The sequence below is a fragment of the Sphingopyxis sp. SE2 genome, assembly GCF_032227185.1.
Taxonomy (GTDB): Bacteria; Pseudomonadota; Alphaproteobacteria; order Sphingomonadales; family Sphingomonadaceae; genus Sphingopyxis.
On sequence record NZ_JAPMXW010000002.1, the window covers coordinates 148,864 to 170,236 of the forward strand.

Consider the following 21,373-nt stretch of genomic DNA (forward strand, 5'->3'; position numbering starts at 1 on the left):
GAGCTTTTTCGCTCCCGATGCGCCCGTGCTCGAAGAGCAGGATTATGCCACCTTGAAACCATCGCAACTGGTGAGGCGCAAGGTGCGTCTGCATCCCGCGACGCGGATCGCGCGCTTCGAAACGCCGGCCGTGACGATCTGGCAGGCGCACCGCGCCGGCGGCGAGTTCGAGGAACTCGAGCCCGAATGGAAAGCAGAGAGTGCGCTCGTCACCCGCCGCAGCACCGGGATCAGCGTGAATCTCATCGACGAGGCCGCCCATGCCATGCTCGCCGCAATCAAGAGCGGCCGCTCGCTCGGGTCCGCGATCACCGCCACTGCCGAATCCCACCCGGACGCGGACCTCTCGAAATCGCTGACGACGATCATTTCGACCGCGGCCCTCACGATCAGGCCCTTGGAGGACGGCAGACTATGGTGACCGTTGCTGAGGGACGTCCGGGATTGTGGACGCCGTTCCGTCTTTTCGCCCGCGCGGCGGAAGCGATCCCGAGCTGGCTTCTCCCGCTGATCCAGCGGGTCGGCATCGCGGCCGTGTTCTTCCCCAGTCAGGCCGGACGAAGGTCGAGGGCATCTTCACCCTGACCGACAGCACCTTCTATCTGTTCCAGACCGAATACCGGCTGCCGTTCATCGCTCCGGTCCCAGCGGCGTACATTGCCGCCGCGTCCGAGCACATATTCCCGATCCTGCTCGTGCTGGGCTTATTCACCCGGCTTTCGGCGCTCGCTTTGTTCATCATGACGCTGACGATCGAGATTTTCGTCTATCCCGACGCGTGGCCGACGCATCTGAGCTGGCCGCCATCCTGATCCCCCTGATCGCCCGCGGCGGGGGCAGGGTCTCGCTCGACCATCTACTGCGCATCCCATGACGCCGGACATCGAACCCTTGGCGGCGGAGTAGCGCCTCGGTAGCGCGAGAAGCGATCGACGGCATCGAATCTCCGCTCGGTGCCGAATGGCGGTTCCACCTTCCGCGACGTCGGCCTTCCCGCGTCTTCAATCTAATTGGAGCGCTCCGGTGATTCCTACGCCGCGAGCGCGTCAAGCACCGGGCAGTTGGGGACGGTGCCGCCTGAACATTGCGACGCAGTCTTGGCCAGGATGCTCTCGATACGGTTCAGGTCGCGGATCTTCGCGCGAATGTCCGCGAGATGCGTCTCCGTCCGCTCCTTCACTTCGGCGCAAGTCTGGCCGGCGACGTCGATGAGCGTGAGGAGCCCGCGGATTTCCTCGATCGAGAAGCCGAGCTCCCGCGCGCGGAGAATGAAGCGGAGGCGAGCGACATGGGTCTGATCGTAGATGCGGTACCCGGCTGCCGTGCGTGGCGGATCGGGCATCATCCCGATATTCTCATAATAGCGGATGGTCTCGAGGTTGCATCCGGTCTGCCGCGCCAGCTGAGCCCGCTGCAAGCCTATCAGCTTATGGGTCATGCGAAAAAAAGTCCTTGAGCCTGTACGTTATACAGACCTTATACGGTCTCTGTCTGAACGCAAGGTGATTCGCAATGGACACTCTCCAGCCGATCGCGCCCTCCGGATTTCAAGCGCCATGCCGGACCGCCGGAGCGAATCATCAACCAAACCAGCTTTCATCGATCGGCGCGACGTCGAGTGGCAAATAGTGGAAATGGCCAAAGCGGACGGGCCGCGCAGCCTCAATCCCGATGGGCTTTTGAAGCGGCTCGCGCGCATCGACGCCGGCTATTCACCCGCCGACATTCTCCGAATTCTCGAGCATGTTGCCCGGCGCCGCGGCTGCATGCCCGTGATCCAGGATGATCTGCTCGAGTTCTTCGCTTAAAGGAATGCAGCCATGTCCATGCCGGTGATTGTTCACCAGCGCTGGTGTGCCGCCTCGCGGGACACGCCGCTTTGGGCAAGGTCGCTTCTGGCCATTTCGGGCTCGCTGTTCGCCTTGATGGGAGCCATCCTTGCGGCGGCCGGCGTATTCGCCACCTCGGACGGGTCGACCTTTTACATGCTCGCCGGCCTCGGGCTCATCGCTTCAGGGACGCCAGGCGGCACGTCGCGGGCGTCTGGGCCTACATGGCGGTCTACGCGGCCATGGTCCTCTGGTCGCTGCACGATGTCGGGCTCGGAGGTTCGTGGCTCCTGTACCGGCTGATGGGCCCGCTCGTCATGCTCTTCATGATCGGCGCATTGATGCCGGCACTGTGTAATTGGAGCCGAAGCAGGACCATAGGTATCTGCGCGAGCCTGATGATCGGGACGGTCGCCATCGGCCTGATTGCCAGTAGCTCCGAAGTGGCTGGCCGCACGCCGCCCTCGCAAATCTCATTCGTGGGAGACCTTCGATGAAATGCGATTGGAGAAACGAGGTGCGCGTCGAATGTTTCACGCGCGCCGATCTTGTCCCCCCAACAATGTTCGGGGAAGCGGCCTGGGACGCTCTGCTTGCACTTTATGCCGACGAGCACAACGAGCTCACGCTGGACGGGCTCTCCGGTCTGGTCGGCGTTCCGGCGCCGTCTCTGCAGAAATCTCTCGTCGGACTGGAGCGCCAACGGCTAGTCAGGGGCGAACTCGACCATGACAGCGGCAAGATCCGTGCCGTTCTGACGCCCAGCGGCCAGCACCTGCTCCAGAAGCATCTTTCGGCAACGAACGCGCTGCAGGCCCGGCACCGCGAGCCCCCATAACGGCATTTCTTGCGAGCTTCGATCAAGCGATCGGCTTGATCGATCCAGTGGCTTTCGGGGTCTTGATCTTAGTGCAGGTCCCTTTGGGGAACAGCTTGAACGCATTGCCTTGGTAATCAACCTTGGACGTGCCGGCGCAGGTCGTTCCCGGTCCGGCCCGGCAATCATTCTGCGCGGCTCGCGCAAGGCCATAGCATTTCTCGACCGAACCCGTGCCCAGCTTGGCCATCGTGGCGTTCATCGCCGCCATGTTGCCCTGCGTGGCCATATTGCCGCCCATCGCCATGTTGCCCATCTCGGCGTTGGGAGCATTCGCCCCAGCGGTTTGCTGCTGGTTCTGGGAGTTTGGGCGCCTTGGGTGCAGCCGGCGAGGATGGCGAACGCTGCGGTGGCAGTGGCGATTGCGGTAGCGCTCATGACTTTCCTCCTTCTTCAAGACACAAAGCCCCGATCCCTTTTTCGTTGCACGTCAGTGGCCGGTTACTCGGAGGTGATATTCCGGCACTGGCCTTGCCAAATCGGGGATTGACCGGCCTCCACAAGTTCTCCGCACTCACAGAAGCCAATGATTCATTCTGGATCTTTTCGTCGCCAGATACTGATGATTGAATGGTGTTTCGCCACCAGTGAGAAGGATACGGTCCTCCACCGCAATACCAAATCGATGTAGGGCTCTGACCTTCTCGGGGTTATTCGTAAGCAGCCTGACGCTGGGTGCTCCGAGATCGTGCAACACCGCGGCTGCGCCCGCATAGTCCCGGGCGTCGATCGCAAGGCCAAGCTCGACATTGGCATCGACGGTGTCGACGCCGGTATCCTGCAGAGCATAGGCTCTGATCTTGTTGGAAAGACCGATACCGCGACCCTCGTGCGTGCTGAGATAGATCAGTATGCCGTAATTGCTTGCGGCAATGATCGAGAGCGCGGCATTAAGCTGATGTCCGCAGTCGCACCGGAGGGAGCCCAACGCATCCCCGGTCACGCAGGCGCTGTGAAGGCGCACCGTTGGCAGCGTGCCTTGAGAGTCTGGCGCGCGATGAACGAGCGCGATGAGCTCATCGCCAGGCTGATCGCGGCGGTACGCATAGGCCAAGAAGGACCTCGGCGTCCCATCAATGTCGAGCGGCAAAGTTGTCTGAGCAACCCGAGAATATTCATTTGCGATCATTTTGCTTCGATCCATTTGCCTACTTCGAATTGAGCGCTTGCGAGCTCTAGAGCGCCGAGGGACCCCAACGCGAGCGCTGGCGTATTGTGGGCGCGGGTAAGACCAGCATTAGCGGGAGGGATGTTACTCCGGACCGCTCAGCCTCCCAAATCCCGGCATGGGGCAAAGATCACGAAGAACTTTGTTCTCCAACTCCGCGTCTCGAAGGAGAAATTTGACCACGTCGCCGATGCTGACGATGCCGCATAAGCAATTAGAGTCGAGCACCGACAGATGACGCGCCCTGCTTACGGTCATTATCTCCATCGCCCGCCTGACGCTGTCATCCGGCGAGCAGGTGGGTCCAGGAGGGCTCATGACGTCGCGAACCTTCCGCTTTGCCAGGGCGGCGCTATGTTTTGCGAAGCCAAGCAGAACATCACGTTCCGAAAGGACCCCGAGCAGCTTGCGGCCGTCGGTGCTGACAAGCAGGGCCCCGATCGCGTCAAGTCTCATCCGCTCAACGGCCTCGGCGATGGGCGTGTCCGGCTCGGTCATGACCATCCAGTCACCTTTGGCCTTCAGAATTGCTGCCACTGTCATTTCGTCGCTCCTATCCTAATGGAGGCGAGCAGCCTGGCACCTTCATTCGAGGGTCTGCGCTCGTTCACCGAATCGGTTTTGCGCTCTGTAGAGACTACAGGGTCAAGCGAAAAATCCGATCGAATGGTCTTTGATCTGGAGCCCGACAGGTGGGCTCGACGTCCGTGGGCGAGAGCCGCCCCGGCCACGCCGCCTACGGAGAGGCCGCTGGAGGTTAGTGTCTCGCCATTTGATAGTTCACGGCCTTTTTCGTCTGCCGCTGCGAAAGTGCGAAAATACGTGGGGCTGCTGACAGATTCCGGCTCGATCGGTCAGTCGCGGATATTGTGAGCGCCGCCCGGCATCACAGCACCATGATATCAGTGACGTCTGACATTTGGCGGAGTCGATCCATGAACTCGCGATGCCGCGTGGCGTGTCACAAAACGAGATGTGCATCAGGAATTTTCCCTGCAGCCGCTGGTATGCAAGCGGGCCCTCCTGGAATCGGCTGCTGCTGAGCGCATCATACACGGCTTGGATGACGTCCTCATTCTCATATGTCGTGATTTGATATTCGAGGATGCGCCACTTTTCGCCCAGTCGTTCTCGATGAGCGCGAGCACACGCAACGCGGCCAGCGCCAGGCCGACGCCCATTCCCACCAACACATATTCCTTCACGGCGGCAGCCAGGGGCAGCAAGATGTCAATGATGAACTCAGGGAGCAACATGGAGGAGTGCCCCAGTGAAGTAGGCATTGCTGTCGGCATCATCAGCAGAAATCATGTGCTCCAGCTGTCTGTTCAGTAAGGTGAGGGTGGCGATTGCGTAGGCAGACTGCCTTGGCGCTTGGAGGCCTGGTCCTCAGGGATGCGGGCAATTTCAGTTCGCTCTCGGCTCGGCTCGAGCGGGTAATCGGGCGCGGGTCTGCCGATAGGCGGCCTCGATGAGGCTTTCCGTATGGCTGAAGTCCAGGAGGTCCACCTCCTCTGTGAGTTTTGGTCGGATGGAATGAATCTCGATATGCCGGTGAAAATGCATCAGCTCGGCGCGATACTTGCTGTCGAGCGCAATGGAAAAGCTACGTATGACAATGTCTGCCCAGCCTCGCAGCGGACGAGGGCAATGTTCCGCGCACACGCATTCGATCATGTAGACCGACCGGGCGCCGAGCTCGTGCGCCTTGTCGAGCGGAGCGTTGTTGGTGATGCCGCCGTCGACATGCAGCCGGCCATTGAGTTCGACTGGCGGAAATATGCCTGGCAGGCTCATCGAAGCGATCACCGGCTCGACCAGATCCCCCTGTCCATGCCAATAGCAGGCGCGGCCCGATTCCAGGTCGGTCGTGACGACCGTCAACGGGATGGCGAGGTCTTCGAACCGCGTCACCGGCAGCGTACGACGCAGCCACTTCCGCAGCGGCGCGAGGCTCAAGAATCCGGGGCGGCGGCGCGGATGAAAAGGCCAGGCCCAATTGGGCGCGAGCGCGCGGCGGAGCCGAAACGCGCGCCACAGCGCGATGAGTTCGGACGGGGCCATGCCGCCAGCGATATAGGCGCCGTTCAGCGCCCCGATGGAGCTGCCGAGAATGAAATCCGGCCGCACGCCGGCCTCTGTCAGCGCCCGGTAAAATCCAGCCTCCATGGCACCGCGACTGCCACCGCCGCACAAGAGAAGCCCCACCGGCGAAGGATCACTGCGTGTCAAAACCCGCTCTCGTGGGAGGGATTTTGCCAACCTTCAGCGTCCCCAGGTGATCGGGCCGTCAAGGCCTCTGAAGCGTGGGGAGAGCCAAGTCGCGATGCCGCGCAAAGATCGCGAAGAACGTTGATCTCGAGATCCACCTCTTGAAGAAGGTATTTTACGACGTCCCCGATGCTGACGACACCGCACAAACAATGCGCGTCGAGCACCGGAAGATGACGTGCACGCTTCGTTGTCATCATCTGCATCACCCGCTTGAGGCCATCATCCGGCGAACAGGTTGCCTCTGGTTGGCCCATGATTTCGCGGACCTTCAACTTGGTCAATTCTGGCCCGTGCTTCGCCAATCCGTACAGAATATCGCGTTCCGAAAGCAGCCCGAGGAGGTTGAGACCGTCAGTGCTGATCAGCAAAGCACCGATCGTCTCGCGCTTCATCCGCTCCGCTGCCGCAACGACACGGGTGTCCGGCTCGGCCGTAAATAGCTGGTTGCCCTTGAGCTTCAGAATTGCAGCTACGTTCATGTTTGTCACTCCTGTGGCGGCCCGGCTTCATTCGCTCGCAACAGGGTCGATTGGCTACGTCCTTCTCGAAGGCTTCTGATCGAGCCCGCCGTTATTCCTGCGCATCGCTCAAGGCAGACCTTTCTCGGGAACATCCGACACCACAAGCGGCGTTTTCAGTCCTTCGACGACGAGCGGCAAAATCCAGGTGCCGCCAAACGGCTTTTCGTCGACCACCGCGACGCTCCAGCCAGCCCGCCGGCAGGCGAGCGCGACCTTCTTTGCGGCGGTGCCCGTGCCTATGGCGACGAGATCATAGCGCGCCATGCAAGCCCTCCGGCGCGCATCGTCGAGCGAGTTCCAGGAGACCGGAGCGCACGACCGTCACAGCATGTACCCGATATCGGAAGCGCCGGTCGGATAGGCGAAGATGGTGCTGTTGAGGTCCTCGGACGTAAGGCCGTGCCGCATCGCAAGAGCGAAGACATTGATGACCTCGTCGACATGAGGGCCGACAAGATGGGCGCCAATGATGTGGTTCGAACCCTCTTCGATCATGACCTTGTAGCCATAGACGGGCTCGGCGACCCGCCGGGCCGTATACCAGGTCGAGGTGCGCTCGGATTTTACGCGGAACTTGATGCCCTTCTCGCGCGCCTCAGATTCGCCAAGCCCGACCGCGGCGATCGGCGGGATCGTGAACGCGACGCTCGGCACTGCGCGATAGTCTGGGCGGTGCTTGTTGCCGTCGAGCAGGTTGCCGACGACGACCTTGGCGTCGTGGCTCGAGACGGGCGTCAGCGGCGGACCCACCTGCGCCGCGTCCCCGGCCGCATAGACCGACGGATTGGAGACGCTCTGCAGATATTCGTTGAGCTTTAGATGTCCGCGCTCGTCGCGCTCGATGCCGGCGACCTCGAGTTCGAGACTGTCGAGATCCGGAATGCGGCCGCCGGCATGGACGACCAGATCAGCATCGACCGTGACGGTCCCGCCATCCTTGGTTCGCGCACGGACGGTGAAGCCTTCACCCGTTTTTTCCACCGCTTCCACCGAGTGGCCGGTCCGAACGTCGATCCCGACAGCCGCGAAGCTGTCCATCAGCCATCCGACGAGGTCGGGATCGAAGTGGGTCAGAATGCGGTCGCCGCGCTGAAGCACGGTGACTTGCGCTCCAGCGCGGGCGGCAATGTGCGAAAACTCGGATGCGATGTAGCCGCCGCCGACGAGGACGAGCCGTTTGGGCAGCTCGTCGAGTTCGAGGAAGCCCTCATTGTCGATGAGATGTTCCTCGCCTGGGAAGCCCAGGGGCGCCGGACGCGCGCCGGCCGCGATGAGAATGTGCGAGGCATCCAGAGAGCCGGTGCCTTCGACTTCGAGGCTCCTCGGGCCGGTGAAGCGGGCATGCGTGTGATAGGTGTCGACTCCCTTGTCGGCGTAGTTTTTCTCCTGCTTTTGCGGAACGGGCCCGGTGAAGGTCCGCTTGAACTCGATGAGCTCGCGCCAGCCGATGTGGGCATCGTCGGCGACGACGCCGCGCCAGCGCATCCGCCGAATATCGTCCATCACCTGTGCGCCGGTGATGAGCATCTTTTTCGGGTCGCAGCCGCGCAGCGCGCAGGTGCCGCCGAATGGGCGAAAGTCAATGACCGCGACCTTCTTCCCGGCGGCCGCCATGCGGTTGGCGGCCACCATTGCGGCAGTTCCGCTGCCGATGACGATGAGATCATATGCCTTGTTCATGATCCGTCGATTATCCTTCGCAGGCGAAATGCCGCCTCCGGCCGCGAATCCCGATCCGAGCCGCAAGTGCGATTCTACGCCACAAAACTGCAGGCCGTTGCTGCCCCGCGGCTGGCACGGGCACTAAGGGGGTGCGCACCTCCTCGCCGCGGGACGTCTCACACGGCCGACCTGCTTAGCCGCCCATCACGGTCGTGCGCATCAGGCCCTTCGCGTCCATCGTCGGCAGCGGCATCATGTGGCCTTTTTCGATCGCCATCTCATTGAAGGCGACATGCCAGCGGTTGGCGCGATGATAATTGCGGATGAAGGCATCGCGCACGTCGGTCCGCTGGCTCATGGCCGCGAAATTGTTCCAGAGCGTCATGAACCCCCGAGTGCCGAACCACTGGGAGATCGTGATCATCCGGTCGTTGATCGCATTGGTGTCGATGTCCCGCACCTGATCGGGGCTCGTCGCCTCCTCGAGCGGGGCCGGGAGCATGTAGCCGCCATCTTCGAGTATCTTCTTCATTTCTGCGATGTTGGGGTTGCAGACATCCTCGAGATAGACCTTGATTGCTTCCTTGATCTGCGGGTCCTTGGCGGAGGCGATGTAAAGATTGCACTGGCCCATGCACACGAACTCGCGCAGGAAGCCCTGCACGACCGCGACATATTCGCTGGCCGACAGCGATTCCCGATCGGCTCGGGCCTTCTCATAATAGCGTTCGGCGTACCCGCTGTGCGACGTCTTGCCTTCGGGGCGGCCGATTTCCGTGCGCTCCATGAGATCAGCTTCGTCCTGCATTGACTCTCTCCTTTGCCTGGGGTGGATGTTGGCCGCCGTTCAGACGGCAGTGGCGCGGGCCGGGGCAGGTTGCGCAGCCCTTGCGCAGGTACCAGACGAATCCGACAAGCCCGAGCGCGGCGAGAACGACGGCGATCAAGGGCCACCTTGGCAGCAGCGTCGCCAGCGACACCCCCGACAGCAGTAGAAGGGGCAAGCCGCAGCACAGAACATGCAGCCCGGCGATCAGCCCGACAGCAAAGCCCATGGGCGGTTTCGCTCCATAATCCGTCGTGTCGGACGGATCTATCTCGTTGCGAGGCGTGTCCAACTCAGGCTCCCGATGTCTCACGTCCTTGGTCGATTAACCGAGACGCTGTAGGTTGGTTCCGCACGGCGCCTCAAACGACCTGACCCAGCTACAGGTTTGATTTCAGTCCGATTCGCCCCCCGGCCAAGCGCCTTTCGAGGAATTCTTTTCGCTTCGTCGGCGCGGTCAGTCTGCATTCGCCCGAACCGCGCTGAAGAATGTTTTCCTTGACTGTGGCCATCGTGGGCTCAGCGCGTCATTCCTTGGCCGAGAGCATGTGTCGCTCGCCGTCAGTCATTCCGCGCAACAGGACAGCTTGGCCGGATCCTTGGTCCGCGAAATCGCTACGATCTTCAGCGCTTCCGCCATCGTCGGAAAGACGTGCAGCAGATCGACGAAGTCCGGCAGCTTCGCCCGGTAGCGCAGGGCCATCGCCGCCTCGTGGATGACCTCGCCCGCATTGTGGCCAACCATCGACACGCCCAGCACCTCGTCCGTGTCGGCGTCGGCCACCATCTTGATGATCCCGCGCGTATCGCGGATGGCGCCGGCCCGCGGCACGAGCGACATCGGGATGGTGCTGCACCAGCAGCGGTGCCCGGCGGCGATGGCCTCCACTTCGGTCATGCCGACGGTCGCGATCTGCGGATCGGTGAAGATCGTGCGCGGAATGACGCGGCCGTCGAACTCCTGCATTGGCGCATCGGTGAGGGCGTTGTGCACGGCCATCCCGCCCTGGCGCGCTCCGACCGGCGTGGCCGGCTGACTGTCGATCTGCACGCCGATGACGTCTCCGGCGGCGAAGATGTGCGGCACGGTCGTGCGAAGATGCCTGTCGACCTGGACCTCGCCTCGATCGTTGATCGCGACGTCGGCCCGATCCAGACCGATCTCGCCGGTGCTGGGGCGCCGTCCGGTGGCCACCAGCAGGCGCTTGGCGCGAAATTCCCGCTGCTTGCCGCCGAGCGTTGTTATCGCGGCGACCTCGCCCTCCTCGTAGCGGACGGAAGCGACGGAAGCGCCGGTCACGATCTGCACGCCCTCCTCGGCCAGCACCCGGGCGATGGCGGGCCCGACTTCCGGCTCATAACCATGCGCGAGGACCTGCTCGCTGCGCTCGAGGATCGTGACCGGAGTGCCGAAGCGCTGGAACATCTGCCCGAGCTCCAGGGCGATGTAGCCGGCGCCGAGGATGAGAAGCGAACGCGGCTGCTCGACCAGTTCCACGGCCTCGTCGACGCTGAGCAGATCGCTCGTAAGGTACGGACCGTCGGCAAGGCCGGGAATATCGGGAATGAAGGCATGCGAACCGGTCGCGACCAGCATCTTGTCTCCCGAGAGCCGCTTCCCGTCCACCTCGACGACGTGCGGATCGACGAAGCGCACGGGGCCATGCTCGATGCCGAACCGCCCGCCGAGCAGGCTCTCGTACTTCTTCTTCCGATATCCATGGACCACCTCGTCCTTTTGGCCGATGAGCTCGCGGAAGTTCATCGCCATGTCGCAGGGCGAAAGTCCGGGATAGCGGGGATGCCGCGCCTCGTGGAGCAGCTTGGCTGCCTCGATGAGGTTTTTCGACGGCAGGCATCCGCGATTGACGCAGGTGCCGCCGATCGTGCGGTGCTCGGTCATGACGGCGGTCTTGCCCAGCTCCTGGGCCTTCAGCGCCGCCGCGAAAGCGGTGGAACCGGAACCGAGGATGACGAGATCATAATGGTCGGCCATTGTGGCAATCCTCTGTCGTGTCCGAGCCTTGTCATGCAGAAACAGGCCGACCCGAGGATAGTTCCCAGCCGAAGCGGTCACATGCGCGGCTTCGACGACCAATCACGCGATCATGCCGGCCAGCCCGCGACCCGGCACGGCCAGGAATGCAACGGTGCCGGGCTCCCTTGCTTGCAACTCTCATCAAGGGCACTCATTCTGATGAAAGCAGTTCAATCTTCTTGTCCGGCGGGTAGGACCTCGTCTGTCGCTTCCACCGCCTCCTCGGCCTGACTACCGGTCGCGCCTTCTCGCGGCAGAGGCGCGGGCGATTTGACCGTAGCCGCTGGCCTGACCAGGTCCTCCTCCGTCTCGGCCACCTTCCCGTGCTCCCGATCCTGACCGGCCCGGGACCTCTCCGCTTCGTCGAGGGCAGGGGCCCGCTCCCGAACACGCTTCTCGCGATCGTCTGCCGTCATTCCGACTCCAGCCTGCACGCCCGACAACAGCTCCGATGCGCGCATGTTCCATGACGGACTCGGCCACTGACGCGAACTCTGCGTGATCGGGCGATTGACTCGACAGGCGGTGAATTGATGGACCCGGCAGCGGAGAGTCAGCGACAGGGTCAAAATGTACGCCGGCTTCGGATCAGCTGATTCGTCTGTGACTTTTTGCGTGCCCATGTTTGTGCTGTCGGACAGACGACCTGACGGTATAATGAATCGTCTGCGCAACGATCCGCCCGTTCCGAATGACATAACTATCGACGCCATCATTGACCTCAGCGCCATCGCCGCGGGCAGACCATTCCAAAAACGCGACATCCCTCTCGGTCAGACGGAACCGGTATTCGAAGCGTGGATTCGGCACCTGCTTCATCAACAGATCGGTCAAGGCGATCAGACCTTCACGGCCGTGGTAGATTCGCCCCCAGCCAGTGAGAAGCACGACATCTTCTGCGTAATTCCGAGCAAAATCATCCTCGACGGTGCCGTCTTGCGCCTGCTGCAGATGATCGTCGAAGACCTCCTTCACGGTTCTCGGTTTGTCATCGCTCATTGACGCTTCTCAAGCTGCAGTGCTCCGAGTTGTTTGCTATGGTGGACCCACGGTGCTTGGAACTCTGGCTGATCAGACGGTTGAGGCACGCATCGAGTGAAGAACCATGCCGCGCTGGCGAACGAACAAGCGTTCAGCTCGCCTGTGGCGATTTGCGATGAGGTGGAGAGGTCAAATCCCAGATGGCGACCGCGACCATCAACAGGAGGCCGAGGTAGAGCAGCCATTCGGTGCGTTTCATATATAATACCATCAACAGTGCGGCCGCGAGCACGAGCAAGGGGCCAATCATCCCAATGATCATCCGCGGCCAGTTGCGATGGCGAAGGCCGCCAACGACATTGGCAGCCAGCCCGATGAGCGCGAATAGCGGCAGCGCGTAGCGGATCAGGACCCCCTCATATTGGCTCAAAAACCCCAACCCGATCGCCGCTCCGAGGCTGGCGATCGCCGGAAAGCACGCGGCACACCCCATTGCCGCGATGATCGCGCCGATCACGCCGGCCTTGTCGGCAGTCCGGGTAAGAGTGTCTTGAGTGGACATGTGAAAGCTCCTGCGGTGAGCGGTCTGGCGACTGACCAGCGTTCGATGGCACCTTGGCTGACCGGATAGAGCCTGCACCAGCTACAGATACAAGCCTTTTCTGATGCCGCTTGCCTCCGTCAATTCTCAGATCGGCCCAGGACCATCGAACATGCGTTCGATGAGCGGGCACTCGGTCGATTGTTCCGTCTGGCAGCGAACGATCATGTCCTTCAGCACCGCCGCCATCGCCCGAAGGTCGGAAAGCTTCGCTTTCACGTCTTGGAGGTGCGCAGCCGCCATCTCCCGCGCTTCGTCGCAAGGGCGGTCACGCTCGTCAACGAGCCGAAGCAGCGCCTTGACTTCGGACAGGCCGAAGCCAAGGGCCCGCGCCTTGATGACGAATGCGAGCCGCTTCAAATGCCCGGTGCCATACAGCCGGTGCCCGCCTTCTGATCGCGCCGGATGGGGGATTATCCCAACCTTCTCGTAATAGCGGATCGTCTCGATGTTGCACCCTGTCCTGCGCGACAGGACGCCAATGGTGAACCTCGGCACAACATCCTGAAGAATTTTCCTGTCGACCATGGAAAAAGGCCTTGTATCTGTAGTTCCTACAAGTGTCATAACGCTCGCGCCCGTGATTCGCGCCGCTGCCGTTTATCACGATTCTCCGCCGCCAACCGCTACGGGCTCCGGCTTCCGCCGGTGTCAGATGCGGTGCAGTCCCAACGACGAAAGGTGAGCGAAAGTGAAAGCGGTGAACGACGTGAACGACGGCATCGACTTTGGGGGGCGGCAGTTGTGGGCGCTGAAAAACGCGGAGCTGGCAGAGGTGCACGCCGACGCATTGGCGCGCGCTATGCACTGCCCGGCGCCGCGTGTCATCAGACCGCAGCCTGGCGTTCCACGGAACTCATGAAAATCGAGCGAGCACGAACTAAAGGATTTGATGCTGTCGGCGCAGGACGGCGATGGCGACGCCTATCGGGCGCTGCTTCATCGTCTGATGCAACCTCTGTCGCGGTACTTGAAGGGCCAGCTCGCACGGACTGGGCAGGCCAGCTCCGAAGCTGAAGACATCTTGCAAGAAGTGCTGATCGCCATTCATACACACCGCTACACCTATGATGGACGCGAGCCGTTCACACCTTGGGTATCGGCGATTGCACGTTACAAGTTCAGGGACCATCTGCGACGGAGCAGAGCGATCACAGCCCAGCTTCCGCTTGAGTGGGCCGAAGAGGCCGCCGCCAGCGACGACGTCCGAGTGCTGGGCGACCGGCTCGACGACGAAAAACTGCTTGCGGGACTTTCGCCGGAATCAGCGCGAGTGATCAGGGACGTGAATCTGAACGGGTTGAGCATTGCCGAAGCAGCAGAGCGTCAAGGTCTCTCGGAATCGGCCGCCAAGGTCAGAATACATAGAGGCCTGAAGGCGCTGGCAGCGACCTTGCAGTTGGAGAGATGGTAGAAATGCAAACCAACGAGCTAGTTGAAAAGCTAAGCGCCAATCTGCGACCGGTCGACCGTGGAATAATGATCCGCACGTTCAGACGCGCGGTCGGTGCCGGGCTGTTGCTGGCTGTTGCCGCCGTCTGGATAGCCTTCGGCGTGCCGCTGAGACTGCATGACGATGGCGCCGTCGGTTTTCTGATCCTCAAACTTCTATTCACCGGCAGCCTGATCGTTTTCGGGTTCCAGGCACTCGTCAAGCTGGCGCGGCCGGGCCGGCGCCGGCCACTGATCATCGCGCTCGTCGGGCTGCCGTTCCTGGCACTCGCATTGTCTGCCGCTCCCGGTCTTCTCGCGGGCTCGCATATCTGGTGGAATAGCGCCATTCTGGGGCGGACTTGGTCGGAATGCCTGCTGGTCATCCCGGCGTTGGCGATTGTTCCGTTTGCGCTCATCATCTGGGCCATAAGGAGAGGAGCGCCGACGAGCCTGCGGGGTGCCGGCGCCTTGGCGGGTGCGCTTGCGGGCGCAGTGAGCGCCAGCGCCTACGCACTCGCCTGCAGAGATGATTCAGTGGCATTCGTTGCCTGCTGGTACACGGCTTCCATCCTGCTATGCGCCGTGACCGGAGCCTTGCTTGGCCCTCGCCTCCTTCGCTGGTGACGGCACGCTCGGGCTGCACCGCCCCGGAGCGTCTCGCGTGCTGACACTGTTTCTGGCGGCGGATGATGCTCGGAGAACAGCATCATTTTTTCGGGCGACGTAACTTCCGGCGCTTTTTGAACGAATTCTCCAGTGAGGACCTGCTGATCGTAACCGACGTGGGGGCGCTCGTGTGCGTCCCGCGCATCTTGGAGGCTTTTTGAAACCAATGACTGGTTCTGAACAGATCGCAGCGGTTCGTGCCGAGCCGGTCGGGAGCGATGGAGCGGGGGGCCGCAAGCTTCTCGTGGCAGGCGGCTTTCTTGCCGCGCTTGGCGCGGCCTCCTGCTGCGTCCTTCCGATGCTGCTGGTCACCGTTGGCGTAGGCGGCGCGTGGATCGGGAGCCTGACGGCTCTCGCTTCCTATCATGCCTATTTCATGGCTGCTGCCATCGTCATCCTGGCCGTGAGTTTCTGGCGGGTCTACCGGCGTCCCGCTCACTGCGAGAGCGGAGCGGCATGCGCAGAGCCGCGGTCGGCCGGAACAACCAAAGCCGTACTTTGGACGGCAACAGTGCTGGTCATCGCCGCGGCCGCTTTTCCGTACGTGGCGCCATTCCTCTAGTCAGAAAATGCAATGATCAACCCACAGTTAAGGAGAAATCAGCCGTGAAAATGATCTTTCGTGCAGTAGTTGCTTCCGCTGTCGCTTTGGGTGTGACCACCGGAGCTGTGGCGGCCCCACGCACGGCCACGCTGCAGGTCGAGAACGTGGGCTGCGTCACCTGTGTGCCGATCGTGAAGCGCATGCTCTCGCGCCAGGCCGGCGTCAGCAAGGTTGCCGTAGTTGAGAAAGACGGGACCGCCACCGCAACTATTCTGTTCGAGGACAGCAAGGTCAGTGCGAAGGCCTTGGCGACGGCTGTCAGCGACGCCGGATATCCGGCCGTCGTGAAGAGAGTGAGGTAAGAGAAGCGGCCAACCTGGATTCTGAAAGGATGAATGAGTGAAGACCCTCATCGTTGCGCTGGCGCTCGCAGTGTTCAGCACGCAAATGCCCGCTCCGTCTTACGCACAGGAACGCGGCGCCCAGGTCCAGGAACAGCGAGTAAGCCTGTTTCGTGTTCCCTGGCAGTGCCCCGCGGCGCCGGAGATAGCATGCGGCGGCGTCGCCAAGCCGATCCTCCTTGAGCTCGAGGCGGACCCCAACATATCCGAGGCGTGGGTGAACCGCGCCGGGACGGTGCTGGCGGTAGTCGGTTCGGACCGGTCGAGCCGCGAGTCACGCGCCAAGATTGTCCAGTCGCTTCTGCTCGAGATCTTCGAGAAGCAAGTCGCCACGGAGATCGACGGCGAGGCCCGGCAGTCGGAGCTCGCGCGTTTCAGCTCCAACGATGGCTGGTACCGCGGCGCTCAGGTCGACGATCTCAGCCGCGAAGAGGCAGACATTATTGGCGCTCGACTGGTGCGTCGAATCCAGACGAAAGCCCCTCTGACCGACGAGAAGGCTAGCGCGCTTGCCGCAGCCTTCGCGAACGTTTTCAAGGGCCGCTTCCTATCTGATCCGGCTGCCCCAGCCTCAAGCAACAAAACATCCGGCAAGGTCAGCAAGGCCGAACGTGACAAGCAGCTGATGACGGTCGCACGAGAGCGTCTGGATCCCGCAGGAGTCGCGGCCTTCGAGGAAGCGCTGCGAATGGGGCACCGTCCCCTTTCGGGCGAAAAATGAGACGCCGTGGCTAAGTGATAGGATCGGCTGTTCGCTCGGGCGGAACAGATATGTCCCGGCGACGTCGATCCTCCATCTCTGGAGTACCTTCAAATGGAAGAAACAGCAGCAGAAGCGAGTGTCGTTCGCATCGGTGATGTGCCGGAGTTGGCAGGGATATCGGCAGACCGCTTGACCTCCGCACAGGCCGGCTTGTCGCCAGAATTGCGTCGCCTGCACCGGGCCATTCTCGACAGTTTCGTTCAGCTGGGCTCGGCTCCAGGTCAGGACCGGCTGAAGGACGACGCCTCCAAGCTCGGTCCCGATATGGGCATTGCGCTCGAGCAACTGGAGGAAAGCGATCTCATCGTCCGCGACCGGCCCACCGGCCGAATCGTCGGCGTCTATCCCTTCTCCGCAGTCCCGACTCGGCATCGTGTGCATATCGCCGGTGGCACGCCGGTTTACGCGATGTGCGCGATCGATGCCTTGGGCATTCCCGATATGCTCGCCAAAGACGGCGTGATTCTATCGGAAGATCCCGTCGACAGCAGTCCCATTCGCGTCGAAGTCCACGCCGGCCGCGCGGATTGGAATCCTGCGAGCGCCGTGGTGTTCGTTGGGTCTACCGGGCAAGACGGCTCCCTCGCGCAGACCTGCTGCTCTGTGATCAATTTTTTTGCTTCGTCGGCCACCGCGAAGGAGTTCCAGAGCCGAAACCCGGGCGTCACCGGCCGAGTTTTGTCTCAGCAGGAGGCATTGGAACTCGGACGATCCGTCTTCGGTCAACTGGCCAGGGAGGATCGTCGGTGATCGCGACCACGACCACGCTTGCAGTCACGCGAGTGTGGAATACTGGCAGCAGTTTTTTTGGAGAATCGCCATGAACGTGCAATCCGTATTCGCAACAGCCGTGGCGGCCTTGGCAGCCGCTGCTCTGGCGGGAGGGTGCGATTCGTCGACGCAGACGTCGCAAGCCGAGGCTCCGCCTGCTTCTGAAGCTCCCGCACCAACTCCTGCAGCGGCTCCCGGGGGAGGTACAACGTCAACCGCAGCCCTGCAAAGAGCCTCGTTCACCGTCGAGAATATGTATTGTCCAAGCTGTCCGCTGGCTGTGAAGAAGGCCATGTCTCAGGTCAGCGGAGTGAATTCGGTTGAGGTCGATTACCAAGCCCGACGCGCGACCGTGCTCTTCGATCCTGCAAAAACGACCGTTGAGCAGATTGCCGCGGCTTCGACAGGCATCGGATACCCGGCGCGCGTCGCGACCGGCTAGCGCGCCCGCTCGAACGGAGGAGTGCTCGGGCGGACACGCCCCCGATTGCCCAGTCATCGACATGCTCGAAGGTGGTCCCGTCTTGCGGTATACCAGTCCGAGGCCCGTTCGCATTTGACCTGAAACTTCAGCCCGGACTTGCGGGCTTCCTCTTCCGCTCATGCCGACAGCGGCGAGGTGACTTCCAGGGGCGACGCTGCCAAGGCAATGTGATCATATTGGGTGAAGCCAGCTTCAGGCGCGACCAGCCTTGGCTGGTGGAATGCCGGGCAAGGCGTGCGAACGGGCTGGCAATCCTTTGCTGGTGTGAGATGACTTTCGCCAAGAACCCTGCTGGCAGAGCAGCGCGCCCAAGCGTTGTGGTTGACGGTATGAGCGACATCTCAACCGTGCGGAGCGCAAGCTGTGGCTATTTGGCGGCGCGCTCGGGTAGACAGAACACGATGGCGCGCATCGCCGTTGCGGTCTCCTGCGGATCGCGCACGTTGATCGAATCGATCCCCGCCGTCTTCACCGCATAATCGTTGCCACCTTTGTAGATTGCGTCGCCGAAGAACAGCATCTGCTCTAATGGTTTAGCAGAATTCTCAGCGAGCTGGCGCATGCCATAGGCTTTGTCGATACCCGCGCGGGTGATGTCGATTGAGGTCGACCCCCCGACGTTAATCGCAAGATCGGGCAGCTTGTTCTTCAGTATCGCCTGAAGCGTCTTGCGCTTGTTGAAGGCGGGATCCCATTTCTCTTTGGCCTCGAGCGGCGCTTCCTGGCCGAGCCCCGAATATGTGATCTGGCTGCCGCGATCCTCGATCTTCTCGCCCCAGTTCTTGTCCTTGTCGTAGCCGGCCTCCTTTGAGGCTTCCTCCAGCGAGGTCACGATCTTCTCGCGCTCCTCCTTGCTGAAGTTGCGCGCGTAAATTTGCCTCTACTGGCCGTCTTCATGGCGGTAGAGCTTGGTGCCGCTGGTCGGGAGGATGTAGAGCCGGTCGAGATTGGCGCCGCTGGGCAGGCGATCGACAACCTGTTTCTTGAATTGCGGCCAGTCGCCGCCCGATATCACCACCTCGGCACGCGCGAGCAGGTCCGCGAGGATTCGGGCCATGTCCTCCTCGATCGGCTTCTTGCTCGCCGCAAGCGTCCCATCGAGGTCGAACGCGAACATGGTCTTCATAAGCAGTCCTTCAGAATGAAGTGGTCAATCGCGTGGGCGACGCCGAGATTGTCGTTTGAGGTGGAAACCTCGTCGGCCTCCTTCTTCACCTCATTACCGGCCTGCCCCATCACCACCGAGAAGCCGGCGCGGCGGAACATGGCGATGTCGTTGGCCTGGTCGCCCAATGCGACGGTTTCGTTGAGCGAAACGCCGAAAGCCTTGGCCAGTCTCTCGATGCCGGCGCCCTTGTTAGCCTCTCTGGCCGTGGCATCGAGATAGTAGACCTGGCTGCGCACGATCGTCGCGCGGCCCTTGCCGAGCGCTAGCGCCTCCTGCTCGATGTTGCACAGGAGGTCGTGATCGTCGGTGACCGCCACCAGCTTGTCGACGCGACCGAGCTTGGCGGAGAAATCGGCGTTCCGCGCTGGCTGGATGTTGGCGGATTTGATCTCGCGCTGGACGTGGTTGTCGTGCCCGTCGGTCGCCAACCATTCGCCGTCGGCGAACAGCCAGCGGGACACCGGATACTTCTCGTAAAGCGCGAGCAGGTCGCGAGCGAGGTCAGCCGGCACGAATTGCTGCGCAGCAATTCGGCCGTCCGCCCTTAACAGCATGCCGCCGTTGAACGCGCCCATCAGCCCGCCGAGCTTGAGTTTCTCGGCGATCCAATACATGCCTGAAGGCGGTCGCGCACTGATGATGGTGAAGCGGATGCCGGCGTCGGTGAGGCGCTTGACCGCCGCGACCGTGGCCTCGGCGAGCTGCTTGTGGGAGTCTACCAGCGTCCCGTCGACGTCGGAGACGACCAAGCGCACTTTCATTCGCTCGCCCCGATCGTGTGCCAGTTGCGAGCGTTGCCCTCCATCAGTGCATCGGCCCCCGCGGGGCCGGCTGAGCCCACGCTGTAATCCTCCGGCTCGCCGCGCTTCCAGGCGTCGTCTTCCTTTCTGGGCGGATTCATCGCGGCGGGCAGCTTCGCCTCATCGTTGCAGATTGCCTCGGCATCGAACGAATTGGGCGGCTCCATGCCGATCATCGGCAGGAGGGGGAACAGGTGGTTGGGCACCATGTCTCTGAGCGCACCGGCCGCGTTGTAGGACGCGCCGCGCGTCCCCGCCGTCACGGTCTCGGCGGCGGTGATCTGGACGTGATCGATGTAGCGGTTGTTCCGCACCGCGTCGAGCAACGCGCCGGCGAACCGGGTCACCATGATGTTCTGTCGTGGTGGCTGATGTCGAGAATGGGGAACTTGGGTTTGAGCAGTCCGTCCCGGGACAGGTTCAGGATCGACGGCATCAGGAGCCGCTTGTCCAGATCGACCGTCGCCGCGAAGATGGCGAGCGTGGCGGGCGGCTCGCGATTCGGCTTCGCCGGCCTGGTCGGCGCCTTGTGGTTGCCGGCGGCCTTCGTCTTCGTCGCCGCCGGGCTCACTGCGGGATCTCGACGTGTCCGCCGAAGCCGAACCGCATCGCAGAAAGCAGCTTGTCGCCGAAGGTGTGCTCGGTGCGGCTGCGATAGCGGGCGAACAGCGCCGAAGCGAGCACGTTGACCGGCGTGTCCTGATCCATCGCCGCCGAGACAGTCCAGTGCCCTTCGCCCGAATCGGCGACGCGGCCCGAGAACTGCTCAAGCTTCTGATCCTTGGCGAGCGCCGCCGCCGACAGATCGAGCAGCCAGGACGAGATCACGCTGCTGCGCCGCCACACTTCTGCGATGTCGACAAGGTTGAGGTCGTAGCGTTGATCCTCGGGCAGCTTGTCGGAGTTCTTGCCCGCCAGCACGTCGAAGCCCTCGGCATAGGCCTGCATCAGGCCATATTCGATGCCGTTATGCACCATCTTCACGAAATGTCCCGCGCCGGCAGGCCCGGCGTGGACATAACCTTTCTCGGCGCGCGGATCCAGCCCCTCCTTCGCCGTCCGGTTGGGGGTACGCGTGATGGTGCCAAGCCCGGGCGCGAGCGCCTCGAAGATCGGGTCGAGCACGGCGACGATCTCCTGGGGGCCTCCGATCATCATGCTATAGCCGCGCTCGAGCCCCCACACGCCGCCCGAAGTGCCGACGTCGACATAGTGAATACCTTTCTCGGCGCAGGCTTTTGCGCGGCGGATGTCGTCCTTGTAGAAGGTGTTGCCGCCGTCAATGATGACGTCGCCCTCGCGGCCCTTGTCCATTAATGCCTTGATCGTATCCTCGGTCGGATCGCCGGCGGGCAGCATGATCCAGAAAATGCGGCGATCGCCCTCCAGCTTGCTGGCCGCGTCGTCCAATGAGGAGGCGGCGATCGCTCCTTCCTTCTCTAGCTCCTTCGCGGGGCCTTGCGAGCGGTTATAAGCTACGATTTCGTGATCATCCTTCATCAGGCGCCGGGCGATATTGCTGCCCATGCGGCCGAGGCCAATAATTGCAAGACGCATGAAAATCT

At 62.1% G+C, this 21,373-nt stretch carries 29 protein-coding genes and 3 pseudogenes; 12 read left to right on the forward strand and 20 right to left on the reverse strand.

Annotation, left to right across the window (positions count from 1 at the left end):
* Positions 1-25: 25 nt before the first annotated feature.
* Positions 26-421, forward strand: coding sequence for a hypothetical protein (locus OVY29_RS21225; protein WP_313912177.1), 396 nt, complete (start codon positions 26-28; stop codon positions 419-421).
* Positions 415-874 (forward strand): annotated as a pseudogene (locus OVY29_RS21230) (DoxX family protein). Before OVY29_RS21225 ends, OVY29_RS21230 begins: the two are co-directional and overlap by 7 nt.
* A gap of 156 nt (positions 875-1,030) precedes the next feature.
* On the opposite strand, the gene OVY29_RS21235 reads toward OVY29_RS21230, so the two are convergent.
* Complete coding sequence (locus tag OVY29_RS21235) at positions 1,031-1,438, reverse strand: helix-turn-helix domain-containing protein (protein ID WP_313912178.1); 408 nt, start codon at positions 1,436-1,438, stop codon at positions 1,031-1,033.
* A 118-nt stretch (positions 1,439-1,556) separates the two neighbouring features.
* On the opposite strand from OVY29_RS21235, the gene OVY29_RS21240 reads away from it, so the two are divergent.
* From OVY29_RS21240 to OVY29_RS21250, 3 genes are all read left to right on the forward strand, one after another.
* On the forward strand, positions 1,557-1,808 hold the full coding sequence (locus OVY29_RS21240; RefSeq protein WP_313912179.1) for a hypothetical protein: 252 nt from the start codon (positions 1,557-1,559) through the stop codon (positions 1,806-1,808).
* Between the two features lie 245 nt (positions 1,809-2,053).
* Positions 2,054-2,326, forward strand: a complete 273-nt coding sequence (locus OVY29_RS21245; protein ID WP_313912180.1) for a hypothetical protein — start codon at positions 2,054-2,056, stop codon at positions 2,324-2,326.
* The gene (locus OVY29_RS21250) at positions 2,323-2,667 is read left to right on the forward strand and encodes a hypothetical protein (RefSeq protein ID WP_313912181.1); all 345 of its coding nucleotides are present in this window, start codon (positions 2,323-2,325) and stop codon (positions 2,665-2,667) included. The genes OVY29_RS21245 and OVY29_RS21250 overlap by 4 nt, the downstream gene beginning before the upstream one ends.
* Positions 2,668-2,689: 22 nt before the next feature.
* Here the strand turns inward: OVY29_RS21250 and OVY29_RS21255 are convergent, their stop codons facing one another.
* The 14 genes from OVY29_RS21255 to OVY29_RS21320 all read right to left on the reverse strand — a co-directional run bounded on the left by OVY29_RS21255 (position 2,690) and on the right by OVY29_RS21320 (position 13,305).
* Positions 2,690-2,917, reverse strand: a complete 228-nt coding sequence (locus OVY29_RS21255) for a DUF2282 domain-containing protein (RefSeq protein WP_409581495.1) — start codon at positions 2,915-2,917, stop codon at positions 2,690-2,692.
* Positions 2,918-3,220: 303 nt separating this feature from the next.
* On the reverse strand, positions 3,221-3,835 hold the full coding sequence (locus tag OVY29_RS21260; protein ID WP_313912182.1) for a GTP cyclohydrolase II: 615 nt from the start codon (positions 3,833-3,835) through the stop codon (positions 3,221-3,223).
* A gap of 123 nt (positions 3,836-3,958) precedes the next feature.
* Positions 3,959-4,417, reverse strand: coding sequence for a CBS domain-containing protein (locus OVY29_RS21265; RefSeq protein WP_313912183.1), 459 nt, complete (start codon positions 4,415-4,417; stop codon positions 3,959-3,961).
* Between the two features lie 437 nt (positions 4,418-4,854).
* Complete coding sequence (locus OVY29_RS21270; RefSeq protein ID WP_313912184.1) at positions 4,855-5,172, reverse strand: hypothetical protein; 318 nt, start codon at positions 5,170-5,172, stop codon at positions 4,855-4,857.
* Between the two features lie 109 nt (positions 5,173-5,281).
* Complete coding sequence (locus OVY29_RS21275; protein ID WP_313912234.1) at positions 5,282-6,082, reverse strand: patatin-like phospholipase family protein; 801 nt, start codon at positions 6,080-6,082, stop codon at positions 5,282-5,284.
* Positions 6,083-6,102: 20 nt separating this feature from the next.
* Positions 6,103-6,627 (reverse strand): CBS domain-containing protein, encoded by a 525-nt coding sequence (locus tag OVY29_RS21280; protein ID WP_313912185.1) that lies wholly within the window; start codon positions 6,625-6,627, stop codon positions 6,103-6,105.
* Between the two features lie 108 nt (positions 6,628-6,735).
* Complete coding sequence (locus OVY29_RS21285) at positions 6,736-6,933, reverse strand: hypothetical protein (protein WP_313912186.1); 198 nt, start codon at positions 6,931-6,933, stop codon at positions 6,736-6,738.
* A gap of 57 nt (positions 6,934-6,990) precedes the next feature.
* Entirely contained in the window at positions 6,991-8,349 is a 1,359-nt protein-coding gene (locus tag OVY29_RS21290) for an NAD(P)/FAD-dependent oxidoreductase (protein WP_313912187.1), read from the reverse strand.
* Between the two features lie 175 nt (positions 8,350-8,524).
* Positions 8,525-9,139, reverse strand: coding sequence for a DUF3231 family protein (locus OVY29_RS21295; RefSeq protein WP_313912188.1), 615 nt, complete (start codon positions 9,137-9,139; stop codon positions 8,525-8,527).
* Positions 9,123-9,386, reverse strand: a complete 264-nt coding sequence (locus tag OVY29_RS21300) for a hypothetical protein (RefSeq protein WP_313912189.1) — start codon at positions 9,384-9,386, stop codon at positions 9,123-9,125. Before OVY29_RS21300 ends, OVY29_RS21295 begins: the two co-directional genes overlap by 17 nt.
* A gap of 336 nt (positions 9,387-9,722) precedes the next feature.
* On the reverse strand, positions 9,723-11,153 hold the full coding sequence (gene merA, locus OVY29_RS21305; protein WP_313912190.1) for a mercury(II) reductase: 1,431 nt from the start codon (positions 11,151-11,153) through the stop codon (positions 9,723-9,725).
* Between the two features lie 630 nt (positions 11,154-11,783).
* Positions 11,784-12,194 (reverse strand): nuclear transport factor 2 family protein, encoded by a 411-nt coding sequence (locus OVY29_RS21310; protein WP_313912191.1) that lies wholly within the window; start codon positions 12,192-12,194, stop codon positions 11,784-11,786.
* 133 nt (positions 12,195-12,327) lie between these two features.
* Entirely contained in the window at positions 12,328-12,738 is a 411-nt protein-coding gene (gene merC / locus OVY29_RS21315) for an organomercurial transporter MerC (protein WP_313912192.1), read from the reverse strand.
* Between the two features lie 126 nt (positions 12,739-12,864).
* A complete protein-coding gene (locus OVY29_RS21320; RefSeq protein ID WP_313912193.1) occupies positions 12,865-13,305 on the reverse strand; it encodes a helix-turn-helix domain-containing protein in 441 nt (146 codons plus the stop codon).
* A 349-nt stretch (positions 13,306-13,654) separates the two neighbouring features.
* Here OVY29_RS21320 and OVY29_RS21325 point away from each other — a divergent pair.
* The 7 genes and pseudogenes from OVY29_RS21325 to OVY29_RS21355 form a co-directional block, all read left to right on the forward strand.
* Positions 13,655-14,191 (forward strand): annotated as a pseudogene (locus OVY29_RS21325) (sigma-70 family RNA polymerase sigma factor); the annotation flags it as partial.
* A 2-nt stretch (positions 14,192-14,193) separates the two neighbouring features.
* A complete protein-coding gene (locus tag OVY29_RS21330; protein WP_313912194.1) occupies positions 14,194-14,835 on the forward strand; it encodes a DUF1109 domain-containing protein in 642 nt (213 codons plus the stop codon).
* 208 nt (positions 14,836-15,043) lie between these two features.
* Entirely contained in the window at positions 15,044-15,439 is a 396-nt protein-coding gene (locus OVY29_RS21335) for a mercuric transporter MerT family protein (RefSeq protein ID WP_313912235.1), read from the forward strand.
* Positions 15,440-15,489: 50 nt separating this feature from the next.
* Positions 15,490-15,783, forward strand: coding sequence for a cation transporter (locus OVY29_RS21340; protein WP_409581496.1), 294 nt, complete (start codon positions 15,490-15,492; stop codon positions 15,781-15,783).
* A 37-nt stretch (positions 15,784-15,820) separates the two neighbouring features.
* Complete coding sequence (locus tag OVY29_RS21345) at positions 15,821-16,543, forward strand: hypothetical protein (RefSeq protein WP_313912196.1); 723 nt, start codon at positions 15,821-15,823, stop codon at positions 16,541-16,543.
* 93 nt (positions 16,544-16,636) lie between these two features.
* Positions 16,637-17,335 (forward strand): alkylmercury lyase family protein, encoded by a 699-nt coding sequence (locus OVY29_RS21350; RefSeq protein WP_313912197.1) that lies wholly within the window; start codon positions 16,637-16,639, stop codon positions 17,333-17,335.
* Between the two features lie 70 nt (positions 17,336-17,405).
* Positions 17,406-17,798 (forward strand): heavy metal-associated domain-containing protein, encoded by a 393-nt coding sequence (locus OVY29_RS21355; RefSeq protein ID WP_313912198.1) that lies wholly within the window; start codon positions 17,406-17,408, stop codon positions 17,796-17,798.
* Between the two features lie 409 nt (positions 17,799-18,207).
* Here the strand turns inward: OVY29_RS21355 and OVY29_RS21360 are convergent.
* The 5 genes and pseudogenes from OVY29_RS21360 to gnd all read right to left on the reverse strand — a co-directional run bounded on the left by OVY29_RS21360 (position 18,208) and on the right by gnd (position 21,365).
* Positions 18,208-18,966 (reverse strand): annotated as a pseudogene (locus OVY29_RS21360) (HAD-IIB family hydrolase).
* The gene (locus tag OVY29_RS21365; protein ID WP_313912199.1) at positions 18,963-19,769 is read right to left on the reverse strand and encodes a Cof-type HAD-IIB family hydrolase; all 807 of its coding nucleotides are present in this window, start codon (positions 19,767-19,769) and stop codon (positions 18,963-18,965) included. The pseudogene OVY29_RS21360 and the gene OVY29_RS21365 overlap by 4 nt, the downstream one beginning before the upstream one ends.
* On the reverse strand, positions 19,766-20,158 hold the full coding sequence (locus tag OVY29_RS21370; protein ID WP_313912200.1) for a hypothetical protein: 393 nt from the start codon (positions 20,156-20,158) through the stop codon (positions 19,766-19,768). The genes OVY29_RS21365 and OVY29_RS21370 overlap by 4 nt, the downstream gene beginning before the upstream one ends.
* Entirely contained in the window at positions 20,152-20,379 is a 228-nt protein-coding gene (locus tag OVY29_RS21375) for a hypothetical protein (protein ID WP_313912201.1), read from the reverse strand. Before OVY29_RS21375 ends, OVY29_RS21370 begins: the two co-directional genes overlap by 7 nt.
* Positions 20,376-21,365 carry a phosphogluconate dehydrogenase (NAD(+)-dependent, decarboxylating) gene (gene gnd / locus OVY29_RS21380; protein ID WP_313912202.1) on the reverse strand — a complete coding sequence of 330 codons (990 nt, stop codon included), beginning with the start codon at positions 21,363-21,365 and terminating at the stop codon, positions 20,376-20,378. Before gnd ends, OVY29_RS21375 begins: the two co-directional genes overlap by 4 nt.
* Between the last annotated feature and the right edge of the window lie 8 nt (positions 21,366-21,373).

Excerpts from the sequence above, each read along its gene's own strand:
- OVY29_RS21235 (WP_313912178.1), bottom strand. The coding sequence starts at position 1,438 with ATGACCCATAAGCTGATAGGCTTGCAGCGGGCTCAGCTGGCGCGGCAG.
- OVY29_RS21240 (WP_313912179.1), top strand. The coding sequence starts at position 1,557 with ATGCCGGACCGCCGGAGCGAATCATCAACCAAACCAGCTTTCATCGAT.
- OVY29_RS21245 (WP_313912180.1), top strand. The coding sequence starts at position 2,054 with ATGGCGGTCTACGCGGCCATGGTCCTCTGGTCGCTGCACGATGTCGGG.
- OVY29_RS21250 (WP_313912181.1), top strand. The coding sequence starts at position 2,323 with ATGAAATGCGATTGGAGAAACGAGGTGCGCGTCGAATGTTTCACGCGC.
- OVY29_RS21255 (WP_409581495.1), bottom strand. The coding sequence starts at position 2,917 with ATGGCGGCGATGAACGCCACGATGGCCAAGCTGGGCACGGGTTCGGTC.
- OVY29_RS21260 (WP_313912182.1), bottom strand. The coding sequence starts at position 3,835 with ATGATCGCAAATGAATATTCTCGGGTTGCTCAGACAACTTTGCCGCTC.
- OVY29_RS21265 (WP_313912183.1), bottom strand. The coding sequence starts at position 4,417 with ATGACAGTGGCAGCAATTCTGAAGGCCAAAGGTGACTGGATGGTCATG.
- OVY29_RS21270 (WP_313912184.1), bottom strand. The coding sequence starts at position 5,172 with ATGATGCCGACAGCAATGCCTACTTCACTGGGGCACTCCTCCATGTTG.
- OVY29_RS21280 (WP_313912185.1), bottom strand. The coding sequence starts at position 6,627 with ATGAACGTAGCTGCAATTCTGAAGCTCAAGGGCAACCAGCTATTTACG.
- OVY29_RS21285 (WP_313912186.1), bottom strand. The coding sequence starts at position 6,933 with ATGGCGCGCTATGATCTCGTCGCCATAGGCACGGGCACCGCCGCAAAG.
- OVY29_RS21290 (WP_313912187.1), bottom strand. The coding sequence starts at position 8,349 with ATGAACAAGGCATATGATCTCATCGTCATCGGCAGCGGAACTGCCGCA.
- OVY29_RS21295 (WP_313912188.1), bottom strand. The coding sequence starts at position 9,139 with ATGCAGGACGAAGCTGATCTCATGGAGCGCACGGAAATCGGCCGCCCC.
- OVY29_RS21300 (WP_313912189.1), bottom strand. The coding sequence starts at position 9,386 with ATGGGCTTTGCTGTCGGGCTGATCGCCGGGCTGCATGTTCTGTGCTGC.
- merA (WP_313912190.1), bottom strand. The coding sequence starts at position 11,153 with ATGGCCGACCATTATGATCTCGTCATCCTCGGTTCCGGTTCCACCGCT.
- OVY29_RS21310 (WP_313912191.1), bottom strand. The coding sequence starts at position 12,194 with ATGAGCGATGACAAACCGAGAACCGTGAAGGAGGTCTTCGACGATCAT.
- merC (WP_313912192.1), bottom strand. The coding sequence starts at position 12,738 with ATGTCCACTCAAGACACTCTTACCCGGACTGCCGACAAGGCCGGCGTG.
- OVY29_RS21320 (WP_313912193.1), bottom strand. The coding sequence starts at position 13,305 with ATGGTCGACAGGAAAATTCTTCAGGATGTTGTGCCGAGGTTCACCATT.
- OVY29_RS21330 (WP_313912194.1), top strand. The coding sequence starts at position 14,194 with ATGCAAACCAACGAGCTAGTTGAAAAGCTAAGCGCCAATCTGCGACCG.
- OVY29_RS21335 (WP_313912235.1), top strand. The coding sequence starts at position 15,044 with ATGACTGGTTCTGAACAGATCGCAGCGGTTCGTGCCGAGCCGGTCGGG.
- OVY29_RS21340 (WP_409581496.1), top strand. The coding sequence starts at position 15,490 with ATGATCTTTCGTGCAGTAGTTGCTTCCGCTGTCGCTTTGGGTGTGACC.
- OVY29_RS21350 (WP_313912197.1), top strand. The coding sequence starts at position 16,637 with ATGGAAGAAACAGCAGCAGAAGCGAGTGTCGTTCGCATCGGTGATGTG.
- OVY29_RS21355 (WP_313912198.1), top strand. The coding sequence starts at position 17,406 with ATGAACGTGCAATCCGTATTCGCAACAGCCGTGGCGGCCTTGGCAGCC.
- OVY29_RS21365 (WP_313912199.1), bottom strand. The coding sequence starts at position 19,769 with ATGAAAGTGCGCTTGGTCGTCTCCGACGTCGACGGGACGCTGGTAGAC.
- OVY29_RS21370 (WP_313912200.1), bottom strand. The coding sequence starts at position 20,158 with ATGGTGACCCGGTTCGCCGGCGCGTTGCTCGACGCGGTGCGGAACAAC.
- gnd (WP_313912202.1), bottom strand. The coding sequence starts at position 21,365 with ATGCGTCTTGCAATTATTGGCCTCGGCCGCATGGGCAGCAATATCGCC.